We start from the raw sequence: 20,052 nt of genomic DNA on the forward strand, positions 1-20,052 counted from the left end.
CCGGAACCCTAGCCCCGAGCGAGCAGCACCGCGATGGCGAGCATGGTCACACCGATCAGCACGTCGAGCACCTGCCAGGCCCGGGGGCTGGCGAGCAGCCGCCCGGCCCGCCGGGCGCCGTACCCCAGCCCGGCGAACCACAGTGCGCTCGCGACGCAGGCGCCCAGCGCGAACCACCAGCGGCCGGACGGCCCCTCGTGGTTGGCGATCGAACCGAGCAGCAGCACCGTGTCGAGGTACACGTGTGGGTTGAGCCAGGTGAGTGCGAGGGCGCGTACGGCGACGCCGCGGACGCCGGTCGCGCCGCGCCCGGCCGCGTGCAGCGCGTCCGCGCGCCGCGCCCGCAGCAGCGAGGCGACGCCGTACCAGGTCAGGAACGCGACGCCGAGCCAGCGGACCAGGTCCAGGACCCACCCCGCCTGCTCCACGATGGTGCCGATCCCGGCTACCCCGCCGGTGATCAGCACGACGTCGGAGACCGTGCAGATCGCCACCACGACCCCGACGTGCTCGCGGGCCAGGCCCTGGCGCAGCACGTAGGCGTTCTGGGCACCGATCGCCACGATCAGCGACAGTCCGGTGACCAGGCCGGTGAAGGTGGAGTCGAGCACGGACTCACGCTAGGGGTCCGACAGCTCTGAAGGCCAACGAAACAATCTGCAGGACCATTAGCATCGCTTCATGGACCTCGTGCCCGCCCAGCTCGCCGCCCTGGTCGCGATCGCCGACCACGGCACGTTCGAGGCGGCGGCGCGCGAGCTGCACGTGACGCCGTCCGCGATCAGCCAGCGGATCCGGGCCCTGGAGTCCGAGGTCGGCCAGGTGGTGGTGCAGCGAACCGTCCCGTGCCGGCCGACGGAGGCCGGCCGGGTGCTGCTGCGGCTGGCGCGGGAGACGCGGCTGCTGCACGACGAGGTCCGTGACGCGCTCGCCCACGGGCACCGCTCGACCGTTGAGCTGCCGCTCGCCGTCAACGCGGACTCGCTGGCGACCTGGTTCCGCGCGACGGTGGGCGAGGTGGCCGGGTGGCCCGACGTGGTGCTGCGGCTGCACGTCGAGGACCAGGCGTTCTCGGCCGGCCTGCTCCGCGGCGGGGACGTGCTGGCCGCCGTGACCTCGGAGCCCGCCGCGGTCCAGGGCTGCTCGGTCGAGCGGCTCGGCACGCTGCGCTACGTGCCCGCGGCGGCGCCGTCCTTCGTCGAGCGCTGGCGGCAGGGGCGCGGCGCCGACTGGGCGGGCATGCCGGTCGTGGTCTTCAACGAGAAGGACGCCCTCCAGCACGACGTGCTCGCCGCCCGCGGGGTCGGGCTGCCGGACGCGGTGCACCGGGTGCCGACGTCGGCCGACTTCCTCGAGGCGGTCCGGCTCGGGCTGGGCTGGGGGATGATCCCGGAGCCGCAGCTGCGCCCCGACGTGCGGGCCGGCCGGCTGGCGCCGCTGCCGGGCCGCCTGCACGTGGACGTCGCGCTGCACTGGCAGCGCTGGCGGCTGGACTCACCGACGCTCGACCGGCTCACCGACGCCGTCCGCCGGGCCGCCCGCGACGCGCTCCGGGCCGGCTGACGACGCTGCCGAGAGTCAGCGCAGGGGCGGGTCCGCGCGGCGCTCCTCGACGTACGTCGAGGTCGAGCGGCTGCGCTGCTGGTTGATGACCAGCGCGAGGACGATGGCGAGGGCGCCGACGATCAGGAAGATCCACCCGAGAGTGTCGCCGGCGATCGCGTCGTCCACGCTGGCGGGGAGGTCCACCGCGCCGGTCACGAGGATGAGACCCAGGACGAGCAGGACGATGCCGATTCCGATACCCATGACCGCACCGTTCCCCGTCCGAACCGCGGATACACCTCGGCCCGGCAGGAGGACTCCTGCCGGGCCGGGCGTCGGTGCGGGTCAGACGGTGCTCAGAAGGCGTCCTCGTCGAGGTCCATCAGGCTCAGGTCGATGGACTCGGCGATGGCGCGCTCGGCCGTGAGCCTCGGCAGGTTGTTCTGCGCGAAGAACTGGGCGGCCGCGATCTTGCCCTCGTAGAACGCGCGGTCCTTCCCGGGGTCGCCGCCGAGCTTCTCGAGCGCGACCTCCGCCTGGCGGAGCAGCAGCCAGGCGCACACGACGTCGCCGAGCACCATCAGCAGGCGGGTGGTGTTCAGCCCGACCTTGTAGATGTTGCGGACCTCGTCCTGGGAGGACATCAGCTCGTTGATCATGTGGCCGACGATCGCGTTGGCGTCCGCCAGGGCGGTGGCCAGCAGCTCGCGCTCGTTCTTCAGCCGGCCGTTGCCGGCCTCGCTGTCGATGAACGCCTGGATCTGACCGGCCAGGTGGCCCAGGGCCTGGCCCTGGTCCTTGACGATCTTGCGGAAGAAGAAGTCCTGGCCCTGGATCGCGGTCGTGCCCTCGTAGAGGGTGTCGATCTTGGCGTCGCGGACGTACTGCTCGATCGGGTACTCCTGCAGGAAGCCGGAGCCGCCGAGGGTCTGCAGCGACTCGGTGCCGAGCAGCACCCACGAGCGCTCCGAGCCGTAGCCCTTGACGATCGGGAGCAGCAGGTCGTTGACCTTCTCGGCGAGCTCGTCGCGCTCCCCGTTGTGCTCGGCGACCATCACCTTGTCCTGCCAGGTCGCGGTGTAGAGCACCAGCGCGCGCATGGCCTCGGCGAACGACTTCTGCGTCATCAGCGAGCGGCGCACGTCGGGGTGGTGGGTGATCGTCACCCGCGGTGCGGTCTTGTCGGCGGACTGGGCGAGGTCGGCGCCCTGGACCCGCTCCTTGGCGAACTCGAGCGCGTTGAGGTAGCCGGTCGACAGCGTCGCGATGGCCTTGGTGCCGACCATCATCCGGGCGTTCTCGATGACCTGGAACATCTGCGCGATGCCGTTGTGGACCTCGCCGAGCAGGTAGCCGACGGCGGGCTCGCCGCCGCCGACACCCGGGTCGCCGAAGGTCAGCTCGCAGGTGTTGGAGACCTTGATGCCCATCTTGTGCTCGACGTTGGTCACGTAGGCGCCGTTGCGCTCACCGAGCTCGCCGGTCTCCAGGTCGAAGTGGTACTTCGGCACGATGAACAGGCTCAGGCCCTTGGTGCCGGGGCCGCCGGCACCCTCGACGCCGACCGGGCGGGCCAGCACCATGTGGACGACCTGGTCGGTCGTGCCCTCGGCGGAGGTGATGAAGCGCTTGACGCCCTCGATGTTCCAGGTGCCGTCGGGGTTCTGCGTGGCCTTGGTGCGGCCCGCGCCGACGTCGGATCCCGCGTCGGGCTCGGTGAGCACCATCGTGGTGTTCCAGCCGTGGTCGACGATCAGCTGGGCGATCTGGCGGTCGCGCTCGTTGCCGTTGCGGTAGAGCACGCCGGCGAACATCGGGCCCGCGCCGTACATCCAGATCGCGGGGTTCGCGCCGAGGACCAGCTCGCCCATGGCCCAGCAGATGCTGGACGGCGCCGGCGTACCGCCGAGCTCGGCGAACGTGGTGAGCCGCCAGTACTCGGCGTCCATCCACGCCTGGTAGCTCTTCACGAACGCCTCCGGCAGCGGCGCGGTGTTGGTCTGCGGGTCGAAGACCGGCGGGTTGCGGTCGCCCTCCACGAACGACGCGGCGAGGTCCTCGCGCGCGAGGCGGTCGACCTCGGCGAGGATCGCCCGGGCGGTCTCGGAGTCGATCTCGGCGAACGGCCCGGTCCCGAGGACCTCGTCACGACCGAGCACCTCGAAGAGGTTGAACTCGATGTCTCGCATGTTGCTCTTGTAGTGGCTCACGGCCCCACCTTCGCGCTTGATTACTCGGCAGTAACATCAATGATACGTACCGGCTAGTAACCCAGCAAGCCGCGCCTCGCGCGTCGCCTCCGGCGCCGCGCGCGGCCGCGGATCGCTCTGGGGCTGATCACCCGTCGGTGTGGTTGCGGTCGGCGCGGGACCTCTCGGCCGATGCCTGCACTTCTCGGGCGAAGTTTCGGCCGAACAGTGCTGGTTTCCCCGGGTACCCGGGGAAACCGACGGGCGCGCCGCCGGGCCCGCGCCGCCGGGCTAGGGCTCCAGCCGCAGGGCCAGCGCGGGGCAGGCGGCGACGGCGCGGCGGGCGTGGCGCAGGTCGGCGTCGGCGACCTCGCGGCGACGCACGAGCGGGAACCCGTCACCGTCGTTCTCGAGGTTCTCCGGCAGCAGCAGCCCGCACAGGCCGTGCCCGTCGCAGCGGGTCCAGTCGACCTCGATCCTCATCGGGCACCACCCGGGCCGACCTGGCCGACCTGGCCGAGCGGGCCGAGCGGGAGGACCCCGGCGTACGGCCGGCCGCAGCCGCCGTGCCGCCGGTGCAGGGCCAGGTCCTCGCCGAGCGCGTCCAGCGCGGTCGAGACGAACGCGGCGGTGCCGTCGGGATGGGCGCACGCACCCCGGCCGACCAGGCCGAGCAGCCGCGCCTCGACCGCGGGGGCGGCCCGGCCGTGCAGCAGCTCGCCGACGTCGTGGGCGAGGGCGGCGGTGCCGTACAGGCAGGGTCCGCACTGGCCGGCCGACTGGGCCGCCAGCCAGCGGGTGACCGCGGTGACCTCGGCGAGCGCACAGACCTCGCGCGGCAGCCGGGCGACCACGCCCGCGTTCAGCGGCAGGCCGGCGGCGCGCAGCCCGGGCCGATCGACGCCGAGGCCGCGGAGGTCGTGGACGTCGCGGACCCAGCGGCCGTGGTAGCCGCCGACCAGCACCGGGCCGCCCTCGCCGGGCAGCAGCGCGTCCAGCGGCAGGTCGGTGGGGACCTCCACGACGCCCCGGGTGCGGACGTCGCCGAGCAGCGTGAGCAGCGTGGTCCCCGGCTCCTCGGGGCTGCCGACGGCGCCGAACTCCGTGGTGCCCTGCGCGACCAGCAGCGCGAGCTGCGCGAACGTCTCGGCGTTGCTGGCGAAGGTCGGGGCGCCGTGCAGGCCGGACTCAGTGGGGAGCGTACGGCGGCTGGGCGGGACGGGCGGACCGCCGTCGAGGCCGCGCAGCAACGCCCGGACCTCGCCGGAGACGAACCGGCCGGCGGTCCGGCACACGTCGACCCGCTCGGGCAGCGGCTCCTGCCGCGAGCGCTCCTCGAGGGCGGCGCGCAGCGAGGCGTGCGAGCCCGCGTCGTGCACCGCGACCGTGACGTGCCGGGTGCCCAGCGCCCGGGCGACGGCCAGCGCGCCGTCGAGGACCAGGTGCGGGGTCAGCGTCATCAGGGTCCGGTCCTTGCGGCTGGCCGGCTCGCTCTCCGAGCCGTTGACCAGGACCTGCGTGGCGCGCCCGGCGGGGACGGCCGCGAGCTTGGTGGCGACCGGGAAGGCCGCGCCGCCCCGCCCGAGGAGGAGGACCCGGGCGGCGTCGGCCGCCAGCTCGTCGAGCGAGCGGTACCGCTGCGGACCGTGCCGGTGCCGGTGGGTGACCAGGTCGGCGCGCCCCCCGCGGGTGACGCCGGCGAGCAGTCGGGCGGTGCCGAGGGCGGTCGCGCTCATCGGCCACCGCCGGTGGCCGCGAGGTCGCGGCGGGTCGCCGCCAGGGGCGTCGCCGCGTGCTCCTCCTCGGCGAGCAGCCGGCTCCACAGCGCGACCAGGACCGCGACCGCGGACCCGGCGTACAGCGTCAGCGCCCACCAGGTCCGGGTGTCGGTGCCCGACCACAGGCCGTGGGCGATGCTGAGCGGCCAGACGGCGTAGGCGAGTGCGTGCACCGGCCGCCACCAGCGGACCGCGCGCGGCGACCCCGTGATCCGGCCGCGCAGCACCCCGACCAGGGCGACCACGACCAGGCAGTACGCCGCGAGCGTCCCCAGCCCGACCGCCGTGCCGCGGTAGCCGGCGGTGAACGGCACCAGGGCGCCCGGCACCGAGATCGCGACGTGGCGGTCGAGGACCAGCAGCACGGCGTGCAGGCCGAGCAGCGCGAGGGTGACGACGGCCGCGGACCGGTGCGCGAGCTGCAGCAGCAGCCGGGACTCGCGGCCCTCGACCCGTCGGCCGGCCGCGGTGCCGGACGCCCAGGCGCCCAAGCAGATCGCGACGGTGGCGCCGGCGAGGGCGGTGAAGCCGGCCGCCCGGGCGAGGAACCAGAGCGTCATGCCGCACGCCCGGCCGCCGGCCAGGAGCCGACCAGCCGGATGGCCCCGGCCCGATCCACCAGGCGGGCGTCGACCCCGGCCAGCGCCAGCCGGGCGGCCGCGGCCTCGCCCCAGACCAGGGCGGCGGTACTGAAGGTGTTGGCCTCCACGGCCGAGGGCGCCCAGACCGTGGCGGTCCGGAGCGGTCCGGTGGTGGGCCGGCCCGTCGCGGGGTCGACGACGTGGTGGCTGGCCCCGGTGCGGGAGCCGGAGCCGGTGGCGGAGCGCCAGCGGCGCACCGTGGTCGACGAGGTCGCGAGACCGCCGTGGGCCAGGCCGACGACCTCGCCGGCGGCGTCCGCGGACTCCGCCACCCGGACCCGCCACGGGGCCGCGGCCGAGCCGGCGACCGCGACGTCGCCGCCGATCTCCACGAGTGTCGGGCGCCGGTGCCGTGCGGAGACGCGACGCGCGGCCTCGTCGGCCGTCCACGCCTTCGCCGTCGCGCCCAGGTCGAGCCGCAGCCCCCGCGCGATCCCGACCCGGCCGAGATCGTGGTCGACGACGACCCGGGTCCAGTCCGCGGCCCGGGGGGTCGGTCGCGTGGGCGCGACCCGGTCGCGCACCACGTCGAGGTCGGCGTCGTAGCCGAGGGCCACGAGGTGGCTGCCGACCGTCGGGTCGACGGCGCCGTCGGTGCGCCGGGCGGCCGCCAGCGCGGTCTCGACGAGGGCGCGGGTCAGCGGTCCGACGGTCAGCAGCCGCGGCGCGGCGTCGTTGACCCGCTCGAGCTCGGAGTCGCCACGGAACCGGCTGACCGCCGCCTCGACCTCCTGCATCAGCTCGCGGACCACCCGGGCCGCGTCGTCGGCGACCCGGTCCGGGACCGGGCCGTCCCCGCCGACGAGGACCCGGACCGTGCAGGACCAGTCCCGCCAGCTGCAGCCGGTCATGACGCGCTCGTCGTGGCCTGGGGCTGGCCCGCCGGCGCCTGGGTGACGCCGGTGCCCGTGCTGGCGTCCCGACGGGAGCCGGGGTCCTGACGGGAGCCGGTGTCGGTGGTCGTGGGCCCGCCGGTCGGCCCGGACGCGCCGGTGGCGTCGGCGGCGACCGCGGCCAGGCCTGCGGTGCCGGCGACCGCGGTGATCACGATGCCGGCCGTGGCGTGACGGGCTCGGCGGAGGACTCGGCGGCGGGGGTTCTCGGTCATGGGCCCACCGTGGCGCGACGTTGCTCAGCCCTGCCGGAACGGGCCCTCAAATCGAGGTCAAATCCTCGTCTCGCGCGGCCGCGGGTCGCTCCTCGGGCCGGTGGTCAGACGGGGTGGTCACGGCCGGCGCGCTGGCTACGGGCCTCAAGGGCGGCCCAGCAGCAGCCGGACGACCGTCCAGTCGTCTCGGCGGTCCAGCTCGAGGCGGCCGCCGCTGGCCTCGGCGCAGGAGCGGGCGATGTCCAGGCCGAGCCCGGTGGAGCCGCGGTCGCTGCGGCCGCGGCGTACGGCGTCCTCGGGCACCCCGGGCCCGCGGTCGCGGACGTCGAGCCGGACCAGGTCCCCCTCCGCGGCGAGCTCCACCTCGACCGGGGTGCCGTCCGGGGTGTGGGCGATGCAGTTCTCCAGGAGCGCGTCGAGCGCGGCCCGCAGGTCGTCGTCGGCGCAGCGCACCAGGACCGGGCCCGGCGCGAGCCGGGTCGAGACGGTGCGGCCCTGGTCCTCGGCGAGCGGCCGCCAGAAGTCCACCCGGTCGCCGACGACGGCGGCGGCGTCCGCGCGGGGGAGGGCGCCCTCGCGCTCGGGCCGGCGCGCGGCGTGGATGACCGCGGTGAGGGTCCGCTCGAGGTGGTCGAGGTGGGCCTCGAGCTCCTCGGTGCGCTCGGAGGGCGGCAGCCCCTCGACGTCGAGCCGGACCGCGGTCATCGGAGTGCGCAGCCGGTGGGACAGGTCGGCGACCGTCTCGCGCTCCGCGGCGAGGAGGTCGTCGATGCGCTCCGCGAGCCGGTTCAGCGCGTGCGCCACCCGCCGCACCTCCGACGGCCCGTCGTCCGGCGCGCGGGCCGTGAGGTCGCCCTCCCCGAGCCGGTCGGCGGCCGTCGCGGTGCTGGCGAGCTGGCGGACCAGGCGCCGGGACACCACCTCGGCCGCCGCCGCGGCCAGCACGAGCAGCCCGGCGGCGGCGGCCCCGAGCAGGAGCAGCCGGTCGAGGAGCTTGGCCCGCACGTCCGCGCCGGAGGCGTAGGCCAGCACCACGGCGTCGCCGTCACGGGTCCCGGCGTGCACGCTGACCAGCTGGCCGCCGCCGACCTCGTGGGCCTCGGCGTCCGAGACCGGCATCAGCCGGCTGTCGTCCCCGTCGTCCCCGTCCCCGTCGCCGCCGGACGACGGGTGCGCGTCGCCGCGCTCGGCGTACTCCCCGGCGGCGTCGGGTAGGGCGGCCCCGAGCGCGGTGCCGTCGGGTAGCAGCACGGTGACCGGCGGCGAGTCCTCGCGGGCGTTGAGCCGGTCCACGTACGCGCCGAGCAGGTCGGCGTCGGCCGGACCGGTGCTCACGTAGTCCGCGACGCTCCGGGCGACGTCCGAGGCGCCCTCCCGGCTCTCCTCGGTCGCGGTGCGCAGCAGCAGGAGCACCAGCGGGATCGCGAAGAGCACCAGCACGGTGGCGGTGGCGCCGACCGCCAGCGCGCGGATCCGGGCCCGCAGGCTCATCGGGCGCTCACGCGGCGCCGGGGTCGACGAGCTTGACCCCGACGCCGCGCACGCTGAGCAGGTAGCGCGGCTCGGCGGCGGTCTCGCCGAGCTTGCGGCGCAGCCAGGACAGGTGCACGTCGACGGTCCGGTCCGCGCCGCCCCACGGCATCTGCCAGACCTCCGCCAGCAGCTGGCGCTTGGTGACCACCTCGCCGGGCCGGGAGGCCAGCGCGAACAGCAGGTCGAACTCCTTGCGGTTCAGGCTCAGCTCGGCGCCGTCCAGCTCGGCGGTCCGGGAGGCCGGGTCGACCACCAGCCCGCCGACGACCACCCGCGGGTCCTGCCGGACCGCCGGGGTGGAGCGCCGCAGGACCGCGCGCACCCGCGCCATCACCTGGGCCGCGGAGAACGGCTTGATCAGGTAGTCGTCGGCGCCCGCGTCGAGGAGCCGGACGATCTCCCGCTCGTCGTCGCGCGCGGTGGCGACGACCACCGGGAGGTCGCTGCCGGCCCGGATCAGGGCCAGCACGTCGGCGCCGTCGAGGTCGGGCAGCCCGAGGTCGAGGATCACGGCGTCGGGCCGCTCCGCACTCACCGCCTTGATCGCCTCGACCGCGGTCGCCACGGGTACGACGGTCGCGCCGTGCTCGCCCAGCCCCCGGGAGAGGGTGCGCCGGATCTCCGGGTCGTCCTCGACCAGGAGGAGGCGGATCATGTCGGCCAGGCTACTGCCGCTCACCTGCTCGCGGAGCCCGCGTCGGACCAGGCCGCCTTCGCCCCGCTGTGCCCGATCCGGGCCACCTGGACCCCGGTGCCGACCGCGGCGAGGAGGGCCAGGACGCCGACCACGGCGGTCAGCGTTCGGAGCCCGCCCGCACCCGTGCGGTCCGCCGGGGCGGCGGCGGTGTCGGGTGCCGTCGTACGGCGCCGGTCGAGCCACCAGAACCCGACCGCCAGCACGAACAGCGCGATGGTGAACGGCAGCAGCTGCTCACCCATCTCGGTGTGCTTCTCGAGCAGCGTGGTCTCGACCACGTCGTGCTCGAGGTTCTCCCCGCTCGAGGTGGACAGCGGGGTGAGGATCAGCGCCACCAGGCTCAACCCCATCGGCAGCGGCCCGGCCCAGGCGCGGAACCGCGGCCAGACCACGGCGCCGATCACCACCAGGGCGGCGAGCGGGACCAGCACGGCCGTCGCGTGGACGATGAGCGGGTGCAGGGGCAGGCCGAAGATGTCGGACGGCATCGGGTTCTTCCTCTCTCGCGACCGACCGTGGTGCCGATCGCACCCGCAGACGATCGCGGTGCTCCGCTCAGGTGATCCCCAACGTCGGCTCAAATCCAGATCAAAAGGTCCCGGCCCGGGCGGGACCTTGCGGCCGCCGACTTGACACGCCGAGCACTTCAAAGGCTACTGAACCGGTCAGAAAACTGATTACACTGGATTGACTAGATCTGATCGGTGATGCTGCCGTCACCGAACGACCCGAGGGGTGCACTTCATGCGCAAGCTCATCGTCCTGGCCTTCGTGGGCCTGATCGCCCAGCTCATCGACGGCTCGCTCGGGATGGCGTACGGCGTCACGTCGTCCACCCTGCTGCTCGCCACCGGGGTGGCGCCCGCTGCGGCCTCGGCGGCGGTCCACTTCTCCGAGATCGGGACCTCCCTGGTGTCGGGGTTCTCCCACCACAAGCTCGGCAACGTCGACTGGCGCACCGTCTCGATCCTCGCGCTGCCGGGCTTCGTCGGCGCCTTCGCCGGAGCGACCTTCCTGGCCGGCCTGGACGGCGACACCGCGAAGCCGTGGGTGGCCGCGATCCTGCTCGGGCTGGGCGGCTACGTGATCTGGCGGTTCCTCGTGCTCGGCGGCCGGCGGCCGACGTTCAAGACCCGCCCCTCGGCCCGGCTGCTGGCGCCGATGGGCCTGGTCGGCGGCGCGCTCGACGCGATCGGCGGGGGCGGCTGGGGCCCGGTGGGCACCACCACCCTGCTCTCGTCGGGTCGGCTCGAGCCGCGCAAGGTGGTCGGCTCGATCGACACCTCCGAGTTCGTCGTCGCGGTGGGCGGCTCCCTCGGCTTCATCCTCGCCCTCGGGTCGCAGGGCATCGAGTGGAGCTACGCAGGCGCGCTGCTCGCCGGTGGCGTGGTCGCCGCCCCGATCGCCGCCTGGCTGGTCAAGCGGCTCGCGCCGCGGGTGCTGGGCGTCGCGGCCGGCGGCCTGATCGTGCTCACCAACTCCAAGACCATCGCCGAGGCGGCCGGCGCCTCGGACGGCCAGGTGGCGCTGCTCGCCGGCACCCTCCTCGTGCTCTGGATCGCCGGCATCACCCGGGCGGTCCGCCAGGAGCGGCGGGCCCGCGAGATCGCGGCCCTCGACCAGGAGCTGGTCGGGGTCTGAGCCGGGTCGGGCCCGGCGCCGGCGTACTCCCCAAGGTCGACTGAACAAGTCGACACATCTGACACACTTCACCCATGCGAGTCTCCGCCAAGTCCGACTACGCCCTGCGCGCGCTGATCGAGATGGCCTCGCGCGCGGACGGCCGGGCGGTGAGCGCGGAGGAGCTCGGGCGACTCCAGGAGATCCCGCACGGGTTCCTGCAGGCGATCCTCGCCGACCTGCGCCGGGCCGGCATCGTGATGTCCCAGCGCGGCCAGTCGGGCGGGTGGCGGATGGGCCGCCCGGCGGCGGACGTCTCGGTCGCGGACGTGATCCGCGCGGTCGACGGCCCGCTGGTCTCGGTGTACGGGCTGCGCCCCGAGGCGGTCAGCTACAACGAGACCGCGGACGTGCTCCAGCACGTGTGGATCGCCGCGCGCCACTCGCTGCGCGACGTCTTCGAGCAGGTCTCGATCCAGCAGCTCGCCGACGGCCGGCTGCCCGACGCGGTCACCTCGCGGACCGCCGACGAGGACGCCTGGCAGCCGCACTAGGGACTGCCCCACCTCCGGTCGCCGCGCGCACCTGACGCATCTGTCCCGATCCCGCCGGAACGACAGCAGATCCGGCAGGTGCATCGGGGAGCATCTAGAACGTGTTGCAGTTTCATTCTAGGATGGGCGGGTGATCACCTCCGACGCCATCACCTGGAACGCCCCGGACGACCCTCACCCCGCGCGGGCCGCGTCCCAGCGCTCCTACGCCGCCGTGGCGAGGGGCGACCTGGCCGAGTGGCTGACGGTGTACGCCGAGGACGCGGTGCTGGAGGACCCCGTCGGGCCCTCGATGTTCGATCCCGACGGCGCCGGCCACCGCGGGCACGAGGGCATCACCGCGTTCTGGAACGCGGCGATCGCCCCGATCGCGCGGTTCCAGTTCGAGATCAACGACTCCTTCGCCAACCCGGGCAGCAACACCTGCGCGAACATCGGCCGGATCACCACGTCGTTCCCCGACGGCAGCCACACCACGACCGACCTGATCATGGTCTACGTCGTGAACGACGACGGCCGGGTCGCCTCGATGAGGGCCTACTGGGAGCCGGACCGGACGATGGCGACGTTCACCAAGGGCTGACCCGGGCCCCGCTCGCTGCGAGAGCTCAGTCGCGCACGTGCCGGGCGACCCACTCCACCAGCGGGCGCAGCGACTGCCAGTCGGCGCGGACCAGGTCGAGCAGCCCGGCGGTGTGGATCACCGGCTCGAAGCCGAGCGGGTGCCCCGCGACCAGCGACCGGTGCCGGAGCAGCTCGATCCGCGGGTGGTCGGCGTCGTACCCGCGGGGGCTGGTCTTGAGCCGGTCGCCGCCGACCTCGAACCCGCTCCGCTCCAGGGCGCGCAGCACCTTCTCGAGCTCGGGCCCGAACCGGTCGTGGGCCACCGCGGCCCGGAACGCCGCGAGCCGCGGCCCACTCGCCTCGTAGAAGCCGGCGCCGGTGCGGACCCCGCGGGGCGAGACCTCGACGTACCAGCCGGTGGCCTCGCCGACGCGGACGAACGCGCCCTGGTGGGTCTTGTACGGCGTCTTGTCCTTGGCGAACCGGACGTCGCGGTAGGGCCGGAAGATCTTCGCCGTCCCGAACTCCGGCTCGAGCGCCGCGCACAGCGCGGTCATGGGGGCCTTGACCGCCTCGGCGTAGACCGCCTTGTGCTTCTCCCAGAACGCCTTGGTGTTGTCGACCTCGAGGTCGTCGTAGAAGTCGAGCGCGGCGACGGGGAATCCGGTGAAGGCGGGATCGGTCACGCCGCGAGCGTAACGAGGCGAGGTGGCGCCGCCCGCTGCAGCGTCACCACCCCGCCGGTCGGTCGGATCCCGATGGTCCGACACTGGTCCAACGCGAGGACCGTGAGTATGTGACGGTTCGAGTCCGGATTTCTTCGCCCGGGCGTGCCCCGTCAGGAGAGCGGAGCGGCGACCTGCTCGTCGCCGTCCTCGGCCATCGCGGTCACCGTCAGCGTGTCGCCGCCGCACCGCGGCTCGGAGAGGAACGCCTGCCCGCCCGGGGAGCGGTAGACGACCGCGAGGCCGGTGTCCGCGGTCCACCGCATCAGGCTCGCGGGGTCGCCCTCGCGCTGCGGGTCGCGCACGAAGTACGCCGCGCCCGCGCACCAGACCAGGCTGCCCGCCGTACCGGGGCCGAGGTCGACGGACTCCCCGCCCGCACGCGCGTAGAAGTGCGCGCTCTCGACCTGGCGCTCCTTCGGGATCACCGACCAGACCGCGCCGTCGTCGGTGCGCAGCCCGTCCCAGCCCTTGCAGTCCTCGACGTCGGGGAACGGCGTGGCCCGGTCGCCGTCCAGGGAGACCAGGGTGCGACAGGACGGCTGTGCGTCGTCGAAGGTCAGCAGCGAGGTGCCCGCCGGGGTGATCCGGGCGTCGTTGAAGCCGTGCCGCTCGGGCGCGCACCAGCCGAGCTCGGAGGTGCGGGTGGCGAGGTCGACGGTCGCGACGCAGTACGCGCCCTTCGGGCCGACGGTCGCGTGCACGAGCTGCCCCTCGCCGAGGGCCCAGGTGCCGCCGGTCGTGGTGGGTACGTCGGAGCGCCCGTCGATCCGGAACCGCTCGCCGGTCGCGAGGTCGGTGACCTCGGCCGCCATCGGGCGCTGCTCGGCCTTGTCCTGCAGCACGACGACCGCCCAGTCGCCGTCGATGAGCGCGTCGCCGACCCGCAGGCCCGGTCCGGCCGCGCCGCCGGTCGGCTTCGGGCCGTCGAGCCGGTAGCCGCGGCCGCCGCGGTCGACCGTGAGCGTCCAGTCGCCGCTGCGGGTGACGGTGGCCGCGATCGGCCCGGCGACCGGCTGCCAGTCGAGGAGGTCGGTCGTGGGCGCCGAGCCGGACGACCCCGGGGCGGTGCTCGGGGCCGTCGCCGACGGGTTCGGGGCCGACGGGTTCGGGGCCGGCTCGGCGGGGTCGCTGCTGCTGCAGCCGTCGAGCGCGAGCCCCAGCACGACCGCGGCCGCGGCGTACCGGAGGGCCCGCATCAGACCCCCACGTTGTGGGCGTAATGGGCCTGGTTGGCGCGGTAGCTCTTGTACGCGTTGCGCCACTGCACCCGGGAGATGTAGGGCTCGGAGGGGTCGAAGCGCTGCTGGTTCCACGGCTCGAAGTAGCTGAGCAGGTCGGGCTTGGCGCCGCGCTTGGTGTAGCCGCGACCGACCTGGAAGTGCCCCGAGGCGTCGTCGTCGAGGTAGGGGTAGAACCGCTTGAGCAGGACCGGGTGCAGCACGACCGGCGCGTGGTAGTCGGCGAGGTGGCGCATCATCAGCAGCATCCACTTGCGGAAGCCGTAGCGGCCGATGTCGAGCACGATGTAGGGCCCGGCATGGTCCTCGCGGTCCCACCCGGTGCTCTGGTTGACGACGCGGACCATGTCGTAGACCGAGCTGCCGCTGCTGGTCGTGTGCAGCCGGCGGGCCCAGTGCCGCTGCTTCTGATGCCGGTCGCGCCAGCCCCACGCGATCATCTGCATCGAGGTCGGGCCGCACCAGTAGGTGCGGTTCTGCGACGCCACCTGCTTCGGGTTCAGGATCGCGACGCGCCGCGGGTAGTCGCGCATCGTCTTGACGCTCGCCCGGGTCGGGGCGGCGGTCGGCGTGGGTGAGGCCGATGTCCTGGCCGATGTCTTGGCGACGGGCACGGCGCGCGCCTCGGGGTGCGCCTCGAGGAAGCCGCTGGGCAGCGGGACGCCCTCGATCTCGTGGCGCAGCAGCCAGACCTTCGCGACCGACCGCGCGGCCATGGTCAGCTCGGCGCGGTCGGCGGCGGCGCGAGCCGTCGGGCTCAGCCGCGCGCGCTGCTCCAGCACCGCTGCGGCGTCCAGGTCGCCGGTGCCGCGCGCAGCAGCGGCGGGGCGGGCGGCGATCCGGCGGGCGGCGTTGGCCATCCGGTCGCGGACCTGGTCCTGGGTGTCCTCGGTCCAGCCGGTGCCGAGGCAGTAGCGCTGGCCCTCGAGGTCGGCGCAGCGCACCGCGGAGGCGGCGAGCTGCTCGGGCGTCGCCCGGCCCGAGACCCGCCCGAGGGCCCGGCCCTCCGCGACCACCCGGTCGATCTCGTCCTGCAGCTGCGGCGTCACCCGCGACCAGCCCGCAGTCGTGGCCGGGCGCAGCGCCCCCGCCTTGCCCTCCCCGGTGGGCGCGATCGCGCCGTCGTCGTCCTCTCCGCGTGGGATGAACGGCGTCACTGCGAGCAGCACGACCAGGGTGCCGGCGAGGATCAGGAGGGGACGGCGAGACATGGGACGACCTCGAGACGGTGGGGAAGACCAGCCGTCCCACTGTCACCTTGCGTCACTGGTCTAGTCAAGTTCCCCACTGGCCACAGGCAAGAGGAGCCCGTCGGCCTGTCGACCGGCTCCCGGGTGTGAACCGCAACGGACGCGCCTACCGCAACCACACCGTCTGGCGACTGACCCCAAGAGCGAATCCGCGGCCCGCGCGGCGACGAAGTCGACGCGCGAGACGCGGACATCGACGTCGGGCGGAGCGACGCGCTCGTGGGCGCGACCGGCGGGGTATTGGAGCGGATGACGAGACTCGAACTCGCGACATCGACCTTGGGAAGGTCGCGCTCTACCAACTGAGCTACATCCGCACGACCCGCGGGAGGCGGGTCGGCGCACATGCTATATCGATCCCTCCCCGCCCGGATAAATGACCCGGGGTACGGCGGGGCCGGGGACGTTCACGAGCGTCGGGTACTTGGGCCTGACCTGGTCCCCGGACGAGCGGCCGGTGAGCCGCCGGTGCACCCAGGGGGCGAGGAACTCGCGGCTCCACCGCGCGTTCGCGGCGAGCCGCTCGCGGCGGTCGAGCACGGGGATCGGGGCGAGGCTCGGCCGGACCAGCTCGTGGGCGACCCCGAGCGCGTCGAGGACCTTGGTCGCCATGTAGGCGTGGCCGGCGGAGTTCAGGTGCATCCGGTCGGTGTCCATGACCGCGGGCAGCTCGACGTCGCGCATCCGCCACTGGTCCACCAGTGTCGCCCCGTGCCGGTCGGCGATCTCGCGGACCCACTCGTTGAACACGGCGAAGCGGCCCCGCATCGCGGCGAAGACCCCGGTCGTGCCGGGGTCGAAGAGCGTGAACATGACGACCCGGGCGCTGCTGGCCGAGAGGCGCCCGATGGCCTGCTCGTACCGGGCGGCGAGCGCATCGACGTCGACCCGGGGCCGGAGCACGTCGTTGCCGCCGCCGTGGATCGTGACCAGGTCGGGGCCCAGGGCGAGGCCGGCGTCGAGCTGCTCGTCGAGGATCGCGGGCAGCTTGCGGCCGCGGATCGCGAGGTTGGCGTAGCCGAAGTCGTCGGTCTGCCGGGCCAGCACCTCGGCCACCCGGTCGGCCCAGCCCCGCAGGCCGTTGGGGCGGTCCGGGTCGGGGTCCCCGACGCCCTCGGTGAACGAGTCGCCCAGGGCGACGTACCGGTGCAGGCTCACCGGGCCATTCTCGCGGTCCCGGCGTCCGCTGCCCACGGCGGGTGGGGGCCGGTAGGTTGTCCGCGTGCTGCTGTCAGACCGCGACATCCTGGTCGAGATCGACGCCGGGCGGGTCGCCCTCGAGCCCTACGACCCGGACATGCTCCAGCCGTCGTCGATCGACGTGCGGCTGGACCGGTACTTCCGGGTCTTCGAGAACCACAAGTACCCGCACATCGACCCCGCCGCAGACCAGTCCGACCTGACCCGGCTGGTCGAGCCCGAGGGCGAGGAGCCGTTCATCCTGCACCCGGGCGAGTTCGTCCTGGGGTCGACGTACGAGGTCGTCACGCTGCCTGACGACATCGCGGCACGGGTGGAGGGCAAGTCCTCGCTCGGTCGCCTCGGCCTGCTCACCCACGCCACCGCGGGCTTCGTGGACCCCGGGTTCTCCGGGCACGTCACGCTCGAGCTGGCCAACGTCGCGACGCTGCCGATCAAGCTCTACCCCGGCATGAAGATCGGCCAGTTCTGCTTCTTCCGGCTCTCCTCGCCCTCCGAGCACCCCTACGGCTCGGCGAAGTACGGCTCGCGCTACCAGGGCCAGCGCGGCCCGACGCCCTCGCGGTCGTACCAGAACTTCCACCGCACCCGGATCTGAACCATGGGGTTAGGCTAGCCTAACCTCATGACGATCACCCCGACCCGGCTGCCGATGATCCTCGACCAGGTCGAGGTGGTCCGGGTCGAACGGCTCTCCCCGTCCTTCGTCCGGGTCGAGCTGGGCGGCCCGTGCCTCGCCGACTTCGGCGTCGACGGGCCGCTGTACGACCAGCGGATCAAGCTGATCCTCCCGCACGGCGACGGCCCGCTGCCCTCGTTCACCGGCGCGGAGGAGTCCTGGTACGCCGCCTGGCTGGAGCGCCCGGTCGAGGAGCGCGGCCACCTGCGCACCTACACCGTGCGCGACGTCCGCGGCGCGGGCTCCGACACCCGGCTGGTCGTCGACTTCGCCGTCCACGGTGCCGACGGCCCGGCCGGCCCCGGTGCGTCGTGGGCCGCGCGGGCCCGGGTCGGGGACCGGCTGGTGCTGCTGGCGCCGCGTCGCGGCCATGAGTTCGGCGGCATCGAGTTCGAGCCGGGTACGGCGTCGCGGCTGCTGCTGGTCGGCGACGAGACCGCGGTCCCGGCGGTGTGCGCGATCCTGGGCCAGCTGCCCTGGCGGGCCCGGGGGGCGGTCTTCCTCGAGGTCCCGACCGCCGCCGACGTGCAGTCGGTCGCGCACCCCGAGGGCGTGCAGGTCGTCTGGCTGCCGCGCGAGGGAGCGCCGCTCGGGTCGCTCGTGCACGCCGCCGTGCTCGAGCACCTCGGGGTGGGCGGCCTGCGGGACGAGGACGCAGACGAGGTCGGCGAGGTCGACCCCGATCTGTGGGAGACGCCGACGTACTCCTCCTCCGGTGAGGAGGTCGACGCGGCGGTGACCCTCGTGGGCCACGACCTCGACGACCTCTACGCCTGGATCGCCGGGGAGTCCGGTCTGGTCACCGCGCTGCGCCGGGCCCTGGTCACCGACCTCGGCCTGGACCGCCGGCAGGTCGCCTTCATGGGCTACTGGCGCCGCGGCGTGGCGATGCGCTCCTGATCAGTTGTCGATCCGGGTCGCGGCCCGGCGCAGCCGCTGGGCGAGCAGGTGGCGGTAGGTGGTGGCGGGGACCCGGGGGGCGCTCGCGCGGGCGATCCGCTCGGCGAGCTGTTGGCGCGCGACCTCGGCGTCGAGGACCACGTTGCTGTACTCCATGACGTTCTCCTACGGGTGGGTGGTGGGTGGACGGCTGGGACGGCAGGGGTCAGACCTCGGTCAGGCCTCGGTCAGGTGGATGTCGCCGCTGACCGTCTTCGCCCGCACCTCGACGTGGTCGGCCCCCTCACGGGGCTGCCCGGTGCCACTGAGGCTCGAGCGGATCTCGCCGGCGACGGTGGCGATGTCGGTCCACACCGGGACGCCGGCCGGGATGCCGATCGCGACGTCCCCGGAGGCGCCCTTCACCGTGACCCGACCGCGGTGCGCCCGGGTGACGACCAGGTCACCGGACCCGGTCGTCAGCGCGACGTCGCCCTCGGCCTCGCCGACCTTGAGGTCGCCGGACCCGGTCTTCACGACGGCGGTGCCGCGGGTGTTCCACAGCTGCACGTCGCCGGAGCCGGTGGAGACGAGTACGGCGGCGGCCGCGTCGACGACCAGCACGTCGCCCGATCCGCTCTTGGCCTTGAGGTCGGCGCGGGCGGACTCGATGCGGACGTCGCCCGAGCCGGTCTCGACCACGAGGGGACCGTCGGCGGTGTCCACCTCGACGTCGCCCGAGCCGCTCTTGAGCTGGGTGGTGGCGACGGTGCCGCTGACCATGATGTCGGCGCTGCCCGTGCGGACCACCAGGTCGCTGGCGGCGGGCAGCGTGACGACGACGTCGAGGCGGCTGTCGCCGCCGAAGAAGCCGCCGCGCTGCTTGGGGCCGATCACGCTGACCTGGTCCCCGTCCTGGCGGACCAGCGTCTGCTCGGCGTCGCGGCCGCGGACCTCGACGTGGGTCTGCGTGGTGTCGGTCGCCTCGATCTTCACCGAGCCCTTGCCGATCTCGGCGAGCAGGCGGACGGGTCGGGGGGTCTCGAAGTGGTGCTCGGTCATCGTGCTCTCCTGCGTGAGGGTGTAGTCAGCCACGGGCCGGCCTGGTGCCGGTCCCGGGAGTCCGAGTGGTGGCTAGATCCAGCCGGTCATCCGGCGGTTCCCGCGCTTGCCGCCGAAGGGGTCGTTGCCGCTGAGGAAGGGGATGCTGGACAGGTCGATGTCGACGTTGATCGCGCTCTCCCGGGTCGCGGCGCGGACCACGGTGACCAGCCAGGTGTTGAGCGAGTGTCCGGAGCGGGCGGCCAGCTCCTCGGCCCTGGTCTTGACCGACTCCGGGATCCGCAGCGTGATCCGGGCGACGTTGCCGTCGTCCTCGGGCTCGTCGTCCGGCGTGGTCGGGGCCGGCGTCTCCATGGGGGACGCCGGCGTGGTGTGCACGACGAAGTCCAGCTCGCGGCCGTTGAGCCGGACGTCCACGCCGCCGTCCGGCAGCTCGGCGGTGATCTCGGCGGCGGCCTGGGAGACCGCCTCCATCAGGGCGAGCCGGGCGGCCGGGTCGAGGGCGAAGGCCAGCCGCTCGGTCGCCTGCCGGGCCTCCGGCCCGGCCGCCTCGGCGGCGGCCAGGAGGTCGCGGCGGAGGCTCTCGACGTACGGCGTGATGTCCATGCGCACCACGATGACATCACAATGACGTCATGTCAACACCGGGTGACGTCATCATGGCGTCATCATGGTGTGCGAGGTTTCGGCCGGCGGGTGTCCGGGCACGTGATCCGTTGGTCCACCGCGGACCCGATCACCGGATCGGTTGCACGGAAAGGTCTTCACCATGGCGAGTCCGACCGTC

General features: G+C 74.0%; 24 protein-coding genes and 1 tRNA gene. 6 read left to right on the forward strand and 19 right to left on the reverse strand.

Features of this window, described 5'->3' with window-relative positions; translation table 11 throughout:
• Nucleotides 1-8 precede the first annotated feature (8 nt).
• Entirely contained in the window at nucleotides 9-611 is a 603-nt protein-coding gene (locus QMC84_RS02640; RefSeq protein WP_300371504.1) for a LysE/ArgO family amino acid transporter, read from the reverse strand.
• A gap of 70 nt (nucleotides 612-681) precedes the next feature.
• Between QMC84_RS02640 and QMC84_RS02645 the strand changes: the two genes are divergently transcribed.
• Nucleotides 682-1,563 carry a LysR family transcriptional regulator ArgP gene (locus QMC84_RS02645; RefSeq protein WP_300371506.1) on the forward strand — a complete coding sequence of 294 codons (882 nt, stop codon included), beginning with the start codon at nucleotides 682-684 and terminating at the stop codon, nucleotides 1,561-1,563.
• Nucleotides 1,564-1,578: 15 nt separating this feature from the next.
• On the opposite strand, the gene QMC84_RS02650 is transcribed toward QMC84_RS02645, so the two are convergent.
• The 10 genes from QMC84_RS02650 to QMC84_RS02695 all read right to left on the reverse strand — a co-directional run bounded on the left by QMC84_RS02650 (nucleotide 1,579) and on the right by QMC84_RS02695 (nucleotide 9,979).
• The gene (locus tag QMC84_RS02650) at nucleotides 1,579-1,809 is read right to left on the reverse strand and encodes a DUF6458 family protein (RefSeq protein ID WP_300371508.1); all 231 of its coding nucleotides are present in this window, start codon (nucleotides 1,807-1,809) and stop codon (nucleotides 1,579-1,581) included.
• 92 nt (nucleotides 1,810-1,901) lie between these two features.
• The gene (locus tag QMC84_RS02655; protein ID WP_300371510.1) at nucleotides 1,902-3,755 is read right to left on the reverse strand and encodes an acyl-CoA dehydrogenase; all 1,854 of its coding nucleotides are present in this window, start codon (nucleotides 3,753-3,755) and stop codon (nucleotides 1,902-1,904) included.
• Nucleotides 3,756-4,025: 270 nt separating this feature from the next.
• Entirely contained in the window at nucleotides 4,026-4,217 is a 192-nt protein-coding gene (locus tag QMC84_RS02660; RefSeq protein ID WP_300371512.1) for a ferredoxin, read from the reverse strand.
• Complete coding sequence (locus tag QMC84_RS02665; RefSeq protein WP_300371514.1) at nucleotides 4,214-5,470, reverse strand: NADH-ubiquinone oxidoreductase-F iron-sulfur binding region domain-containing protein; 1,257 nt, start codon at nucleotides 5,468-5,470, stop codon at nucleotides 4,214-4,216. Before QMC84_RS02665 ends, QMC84_RS02660 begins: the two co-directional genes overlap by 4 nt.
• Nucleotides 5,467-6,072 (reverse strand): hypothetical protein, encoded by a 606-nt coding sequence (locus QMC84_RS02670; RefSeq protein ID WP_300371516.1) that lies wholly within the window; start codon nucleotides 6,070-6,072, stop codon nucleotides 5,467-5,469. Before QMC84_RS02670 ends, QMC84_RS02665 begins: the two co-directional genes overlap by 4 nt.
• Nucleotides 6,069-7,004 (reverse strand): FAD:protein FMN transferase, encoded by a 936-nt coding sequence (locus QMC84_RS02675; protein WP_300371518.1) that lies wholly within the window; start codon nucleotides 7,002-7,004, stop codon nucleotides 6,069-6,071. The genes QMC84_RS02670 and QMC84_RS02675 overlap by 4 nt, the downstream gene beginning before the upstream one ends.
• The gene (locus QMC84_RS02680; RefSeq protein ID WP_300371520.1) at nucleotides 7,001-7,261 is read right to left on the reverse strand and encodes a hypothetical protein; all 261 of its coding nucleotides are present in this window, start codon (nucleotides 7,259-7,261) and stop codon (nucleotides 7,001-7,003) included. Before QMC84_RS02680 ends, QMC84_RS02675 begins: the two co-directional genes overlap by 4 nt.
• A 144-nt stretch (nucleotides 7,262-7,405) precedes the next feature.
• Entirely contained in the window at nucleotides 7,406-8,752 is a 1,347-nt protein-coding gene (locus QMC84_RS02685) for a HAMP domain-containing sensor histidine kinase (RefSeq protein ID WP_300371522.1), read from the reverse strand.
• A gap of 7 nt (nucleotides 8,753-8,759) precedes the next feature.
• A complete protein-coding gene (locus QMC84_RS02690; RefSeq protein WP_300371524.1) occupies nucleotides 8,760-9,449 on the reverse strand; it encodes a response regulator transcription factor in 690 nt (229 codons plus the stop codon).
• Nucleotides 9,450-9,469: 20 nt separating this feature from the next.
• On the reverse strand, nucleotides 9,470-9,979 hold the full coding sequence (locus QMC84_RS02695; RefSeq protein WP_300371525.1) for a DUF2231 domain-containing protein: 510 nt from the start codon (nucleotides 9,977-9,979) through the stop codon (nucleotides 9,470-9,472).
• Nucleotides 9,980-10,235: 256 nt separating this feature from the next.
• Between QMC84_RS02695 and QMC84_RS02700 the strand changes: the two genes are divergently transcribed.
• The 3 genes from QMC84_RS02700 to QMC84_RS02710 all read left to right on the forward strand — a co-directional run bounded on the left by QMC84_RS02700 (nucleotide 10,236) and on the right by QMC84_RS02710 (nucleotide 12,248).
• Nucleotides 10,236-11,132 carry a sulfite exporter TauE/SafE family protein gene (locus tag QMC84_RS02700; protein ID WP_300371527.1) on the forward strand — a complete coding sequence of 299 codons (897 nt, stop codon included), beginning with the start codon at nucleotides 10,236-10,238 and terminating at the stop codon, nucleotides 11,130-11,132.
• A gap of 74 nt (nucleotides 11,133-11,206) precedes the next feature.
• A complete protein-coding gene (locus QMC84_RS02705; RefSeq protein ID WP_300371529.1) occupies nucleotides 11,207-11,665 on the forward strand; it encodes an Rrf2 family transcriptional regulator in 459 nt (152 codons plus the stop codon).
• A 130-nt stretch (nucleotides 11,666-11,795) separates the two neighbouring features.
• Complete coding sequence (locus QMC84_RS02710) at nucleotides 11,796-12,248, forward strand: nuclear transport factor 2 family protein (protein ID WP_300371531.1); 453 nt, start codon at nucleotides 11,796-11,798, stop codon at nucleotides 12,246-12,248.
• Nucleotides 12,249-12,273: 25 nt separating this feature from the next.
• Here QMC84_RS02710 and QMC84_RS02715 read toward each other — a convergent pair whose 3' ends face one another.
• From QMC84_RS02715 to QMC84_RS02735, 5 genes are all read right to left on the reverse strand, one after another.
• A complete protein-coding gene (locus tag QMC84_RS02715) occupies nucleotides 12,274-12,915 on the reverse strand; it encodes a DUF2461 domain-containing protein (RefSeq protein ID WP_300371533.1) in 642 nt (213 codons plus the stop codon).
• A 152-nt stretch (nucleotides 12,916-13,067) separates the two neighbouring features.
• Nucleotides 13,068-14,153 carry a hypothetical protein gene (locus tag QMC84_RS02720; protein WP_300371535.1) on the reverse strand — a complete coding sequence of 362 codons (1,086 nt, stop codon included), beginning with the start codon at nucleotides 14,151-14,153 and terminating at the stop codon, nucleotides 13,068-13,070.
• Nucleotides 14,153-15,406: a hypothetical protein gene (locus QMC84_RS02725; protein ID WP_300371537.1), complete on the reverse strand. Its 1,254-nt coding sequence runs from the start codon at nucleotides 15,404-15,406 to the stop codon at nucleotides 14,153-14,155. The genes QMC84_RS02720 and QMC84_RS02725 overlap by 1 nt, the downstream gene beginning before the upstream one ends.
• A 280-nt stretch (nucleotides 15,407-15,686) precedes the next feature.
• Nucleotides 15,687-15,762: transfer RNA gene (locus tag QMC84_RS02730), tRNA-Gly, on the reverse strand.
• Nucleotides 15,763-15,793: 31 nt separating this feature from the next.
• Nucleotides 15,794-16,603 carry an SGNH/GDSL hydrolase family protein gene (locus tag QMC84_RS02735; RefSeq protein ID WP_300371539.1) on the reverse strand — a complete coding sequence of 270 codons (810 nt, stop codon included), beginning with the start codon at nucleotides 16,601-16,603 and terminating at the stop codon, nucleotides 15,794-15,796.
• Between the two features lie 64 nt (nucleotides 16,604-16,667).
• Here QMC84_RS02735 and dcd point away from each other — a divergent pair, with 64 nt between their 5' ends.
• Nucleotides 16,668-17,243 (forward strand): dCTP deaminase, encoded by a 576-nt coding sequence (gene dcd, locus QMC84_RS02740; RefSeq protein ID WP_300371541.1) that lies wholly within the window; start codon nucleotides 16,668-16,670, stop codon nucleotides 17,241-17,243.
• A gap of 27 nt (nucleotides 17,244-17,270) precedes the next feature.
• Nucleotides 17,271-18,224 carry a siderophore-interacting protein gene (locus tag QMC84_RS02745; RefSeq protein ID WP_300371543.1) on the forward strand — a complete coding sequence of 318 codons (954 nt, stop codon included), beginning with the start codon at nucleotides 17,271-17,273 and terminating at the stop codon, nucleotides 18,222-18,224.
• Here the strand turns inward: QMC84_RS02745 and QMC84_RS02750 are convergent, their stop codons facing one another.
• From QMC84_RS02750 to QMC84_RS02760, 3 genes are read right to left on the reverse strand one after another with little or no spacing between them, the layout of a single operon-like run.
• Entirely contained in the window at nucleotides 18,225-18,380 is a 156-nt protein-coding gene (locus QMC84_RS02750; protein WP_300371545.1) for a hypothetical protein, read from the reverse strand.
• A 60-nt stretch (nucleotides 18,381-18,440) separates the two neighbouring features.
• Entirely contained in the window at nucleotides 18,441-19,298 is an 858-nt protein-coding gene (locus QMC84_RS02755; protein ID WP_300371547.1) for a DUF4097 family beta strand repeat-containing protein, read from the reverse strand.
• Between the two features lie 39 nt (nucleotides 19,299-19,337).
• On the reverse strand, nucleotides 19,338-19,871 hold the full coding sequence (locus QMC84_RS02760; RefSeq protein ID WP_300371549.1) for a pilus assembly protein HicB: 534 nt from the start codon (nucleotides 19,869-19,871) through the stop codon (nucleotides 19,338-19,340).
• Nucleotides 19,872-20,052: the final 181 nt, after the last annotated feature.

It is taken from the genome of Nocardioides sp. (genome assembly GCF_030019515.1).
Classification (GTDB): domain Bacteria; phylum Actinomycetota; class Actinomycetes; order Propionibacteriales; family Nocardioidaceae; genus Nocardioides.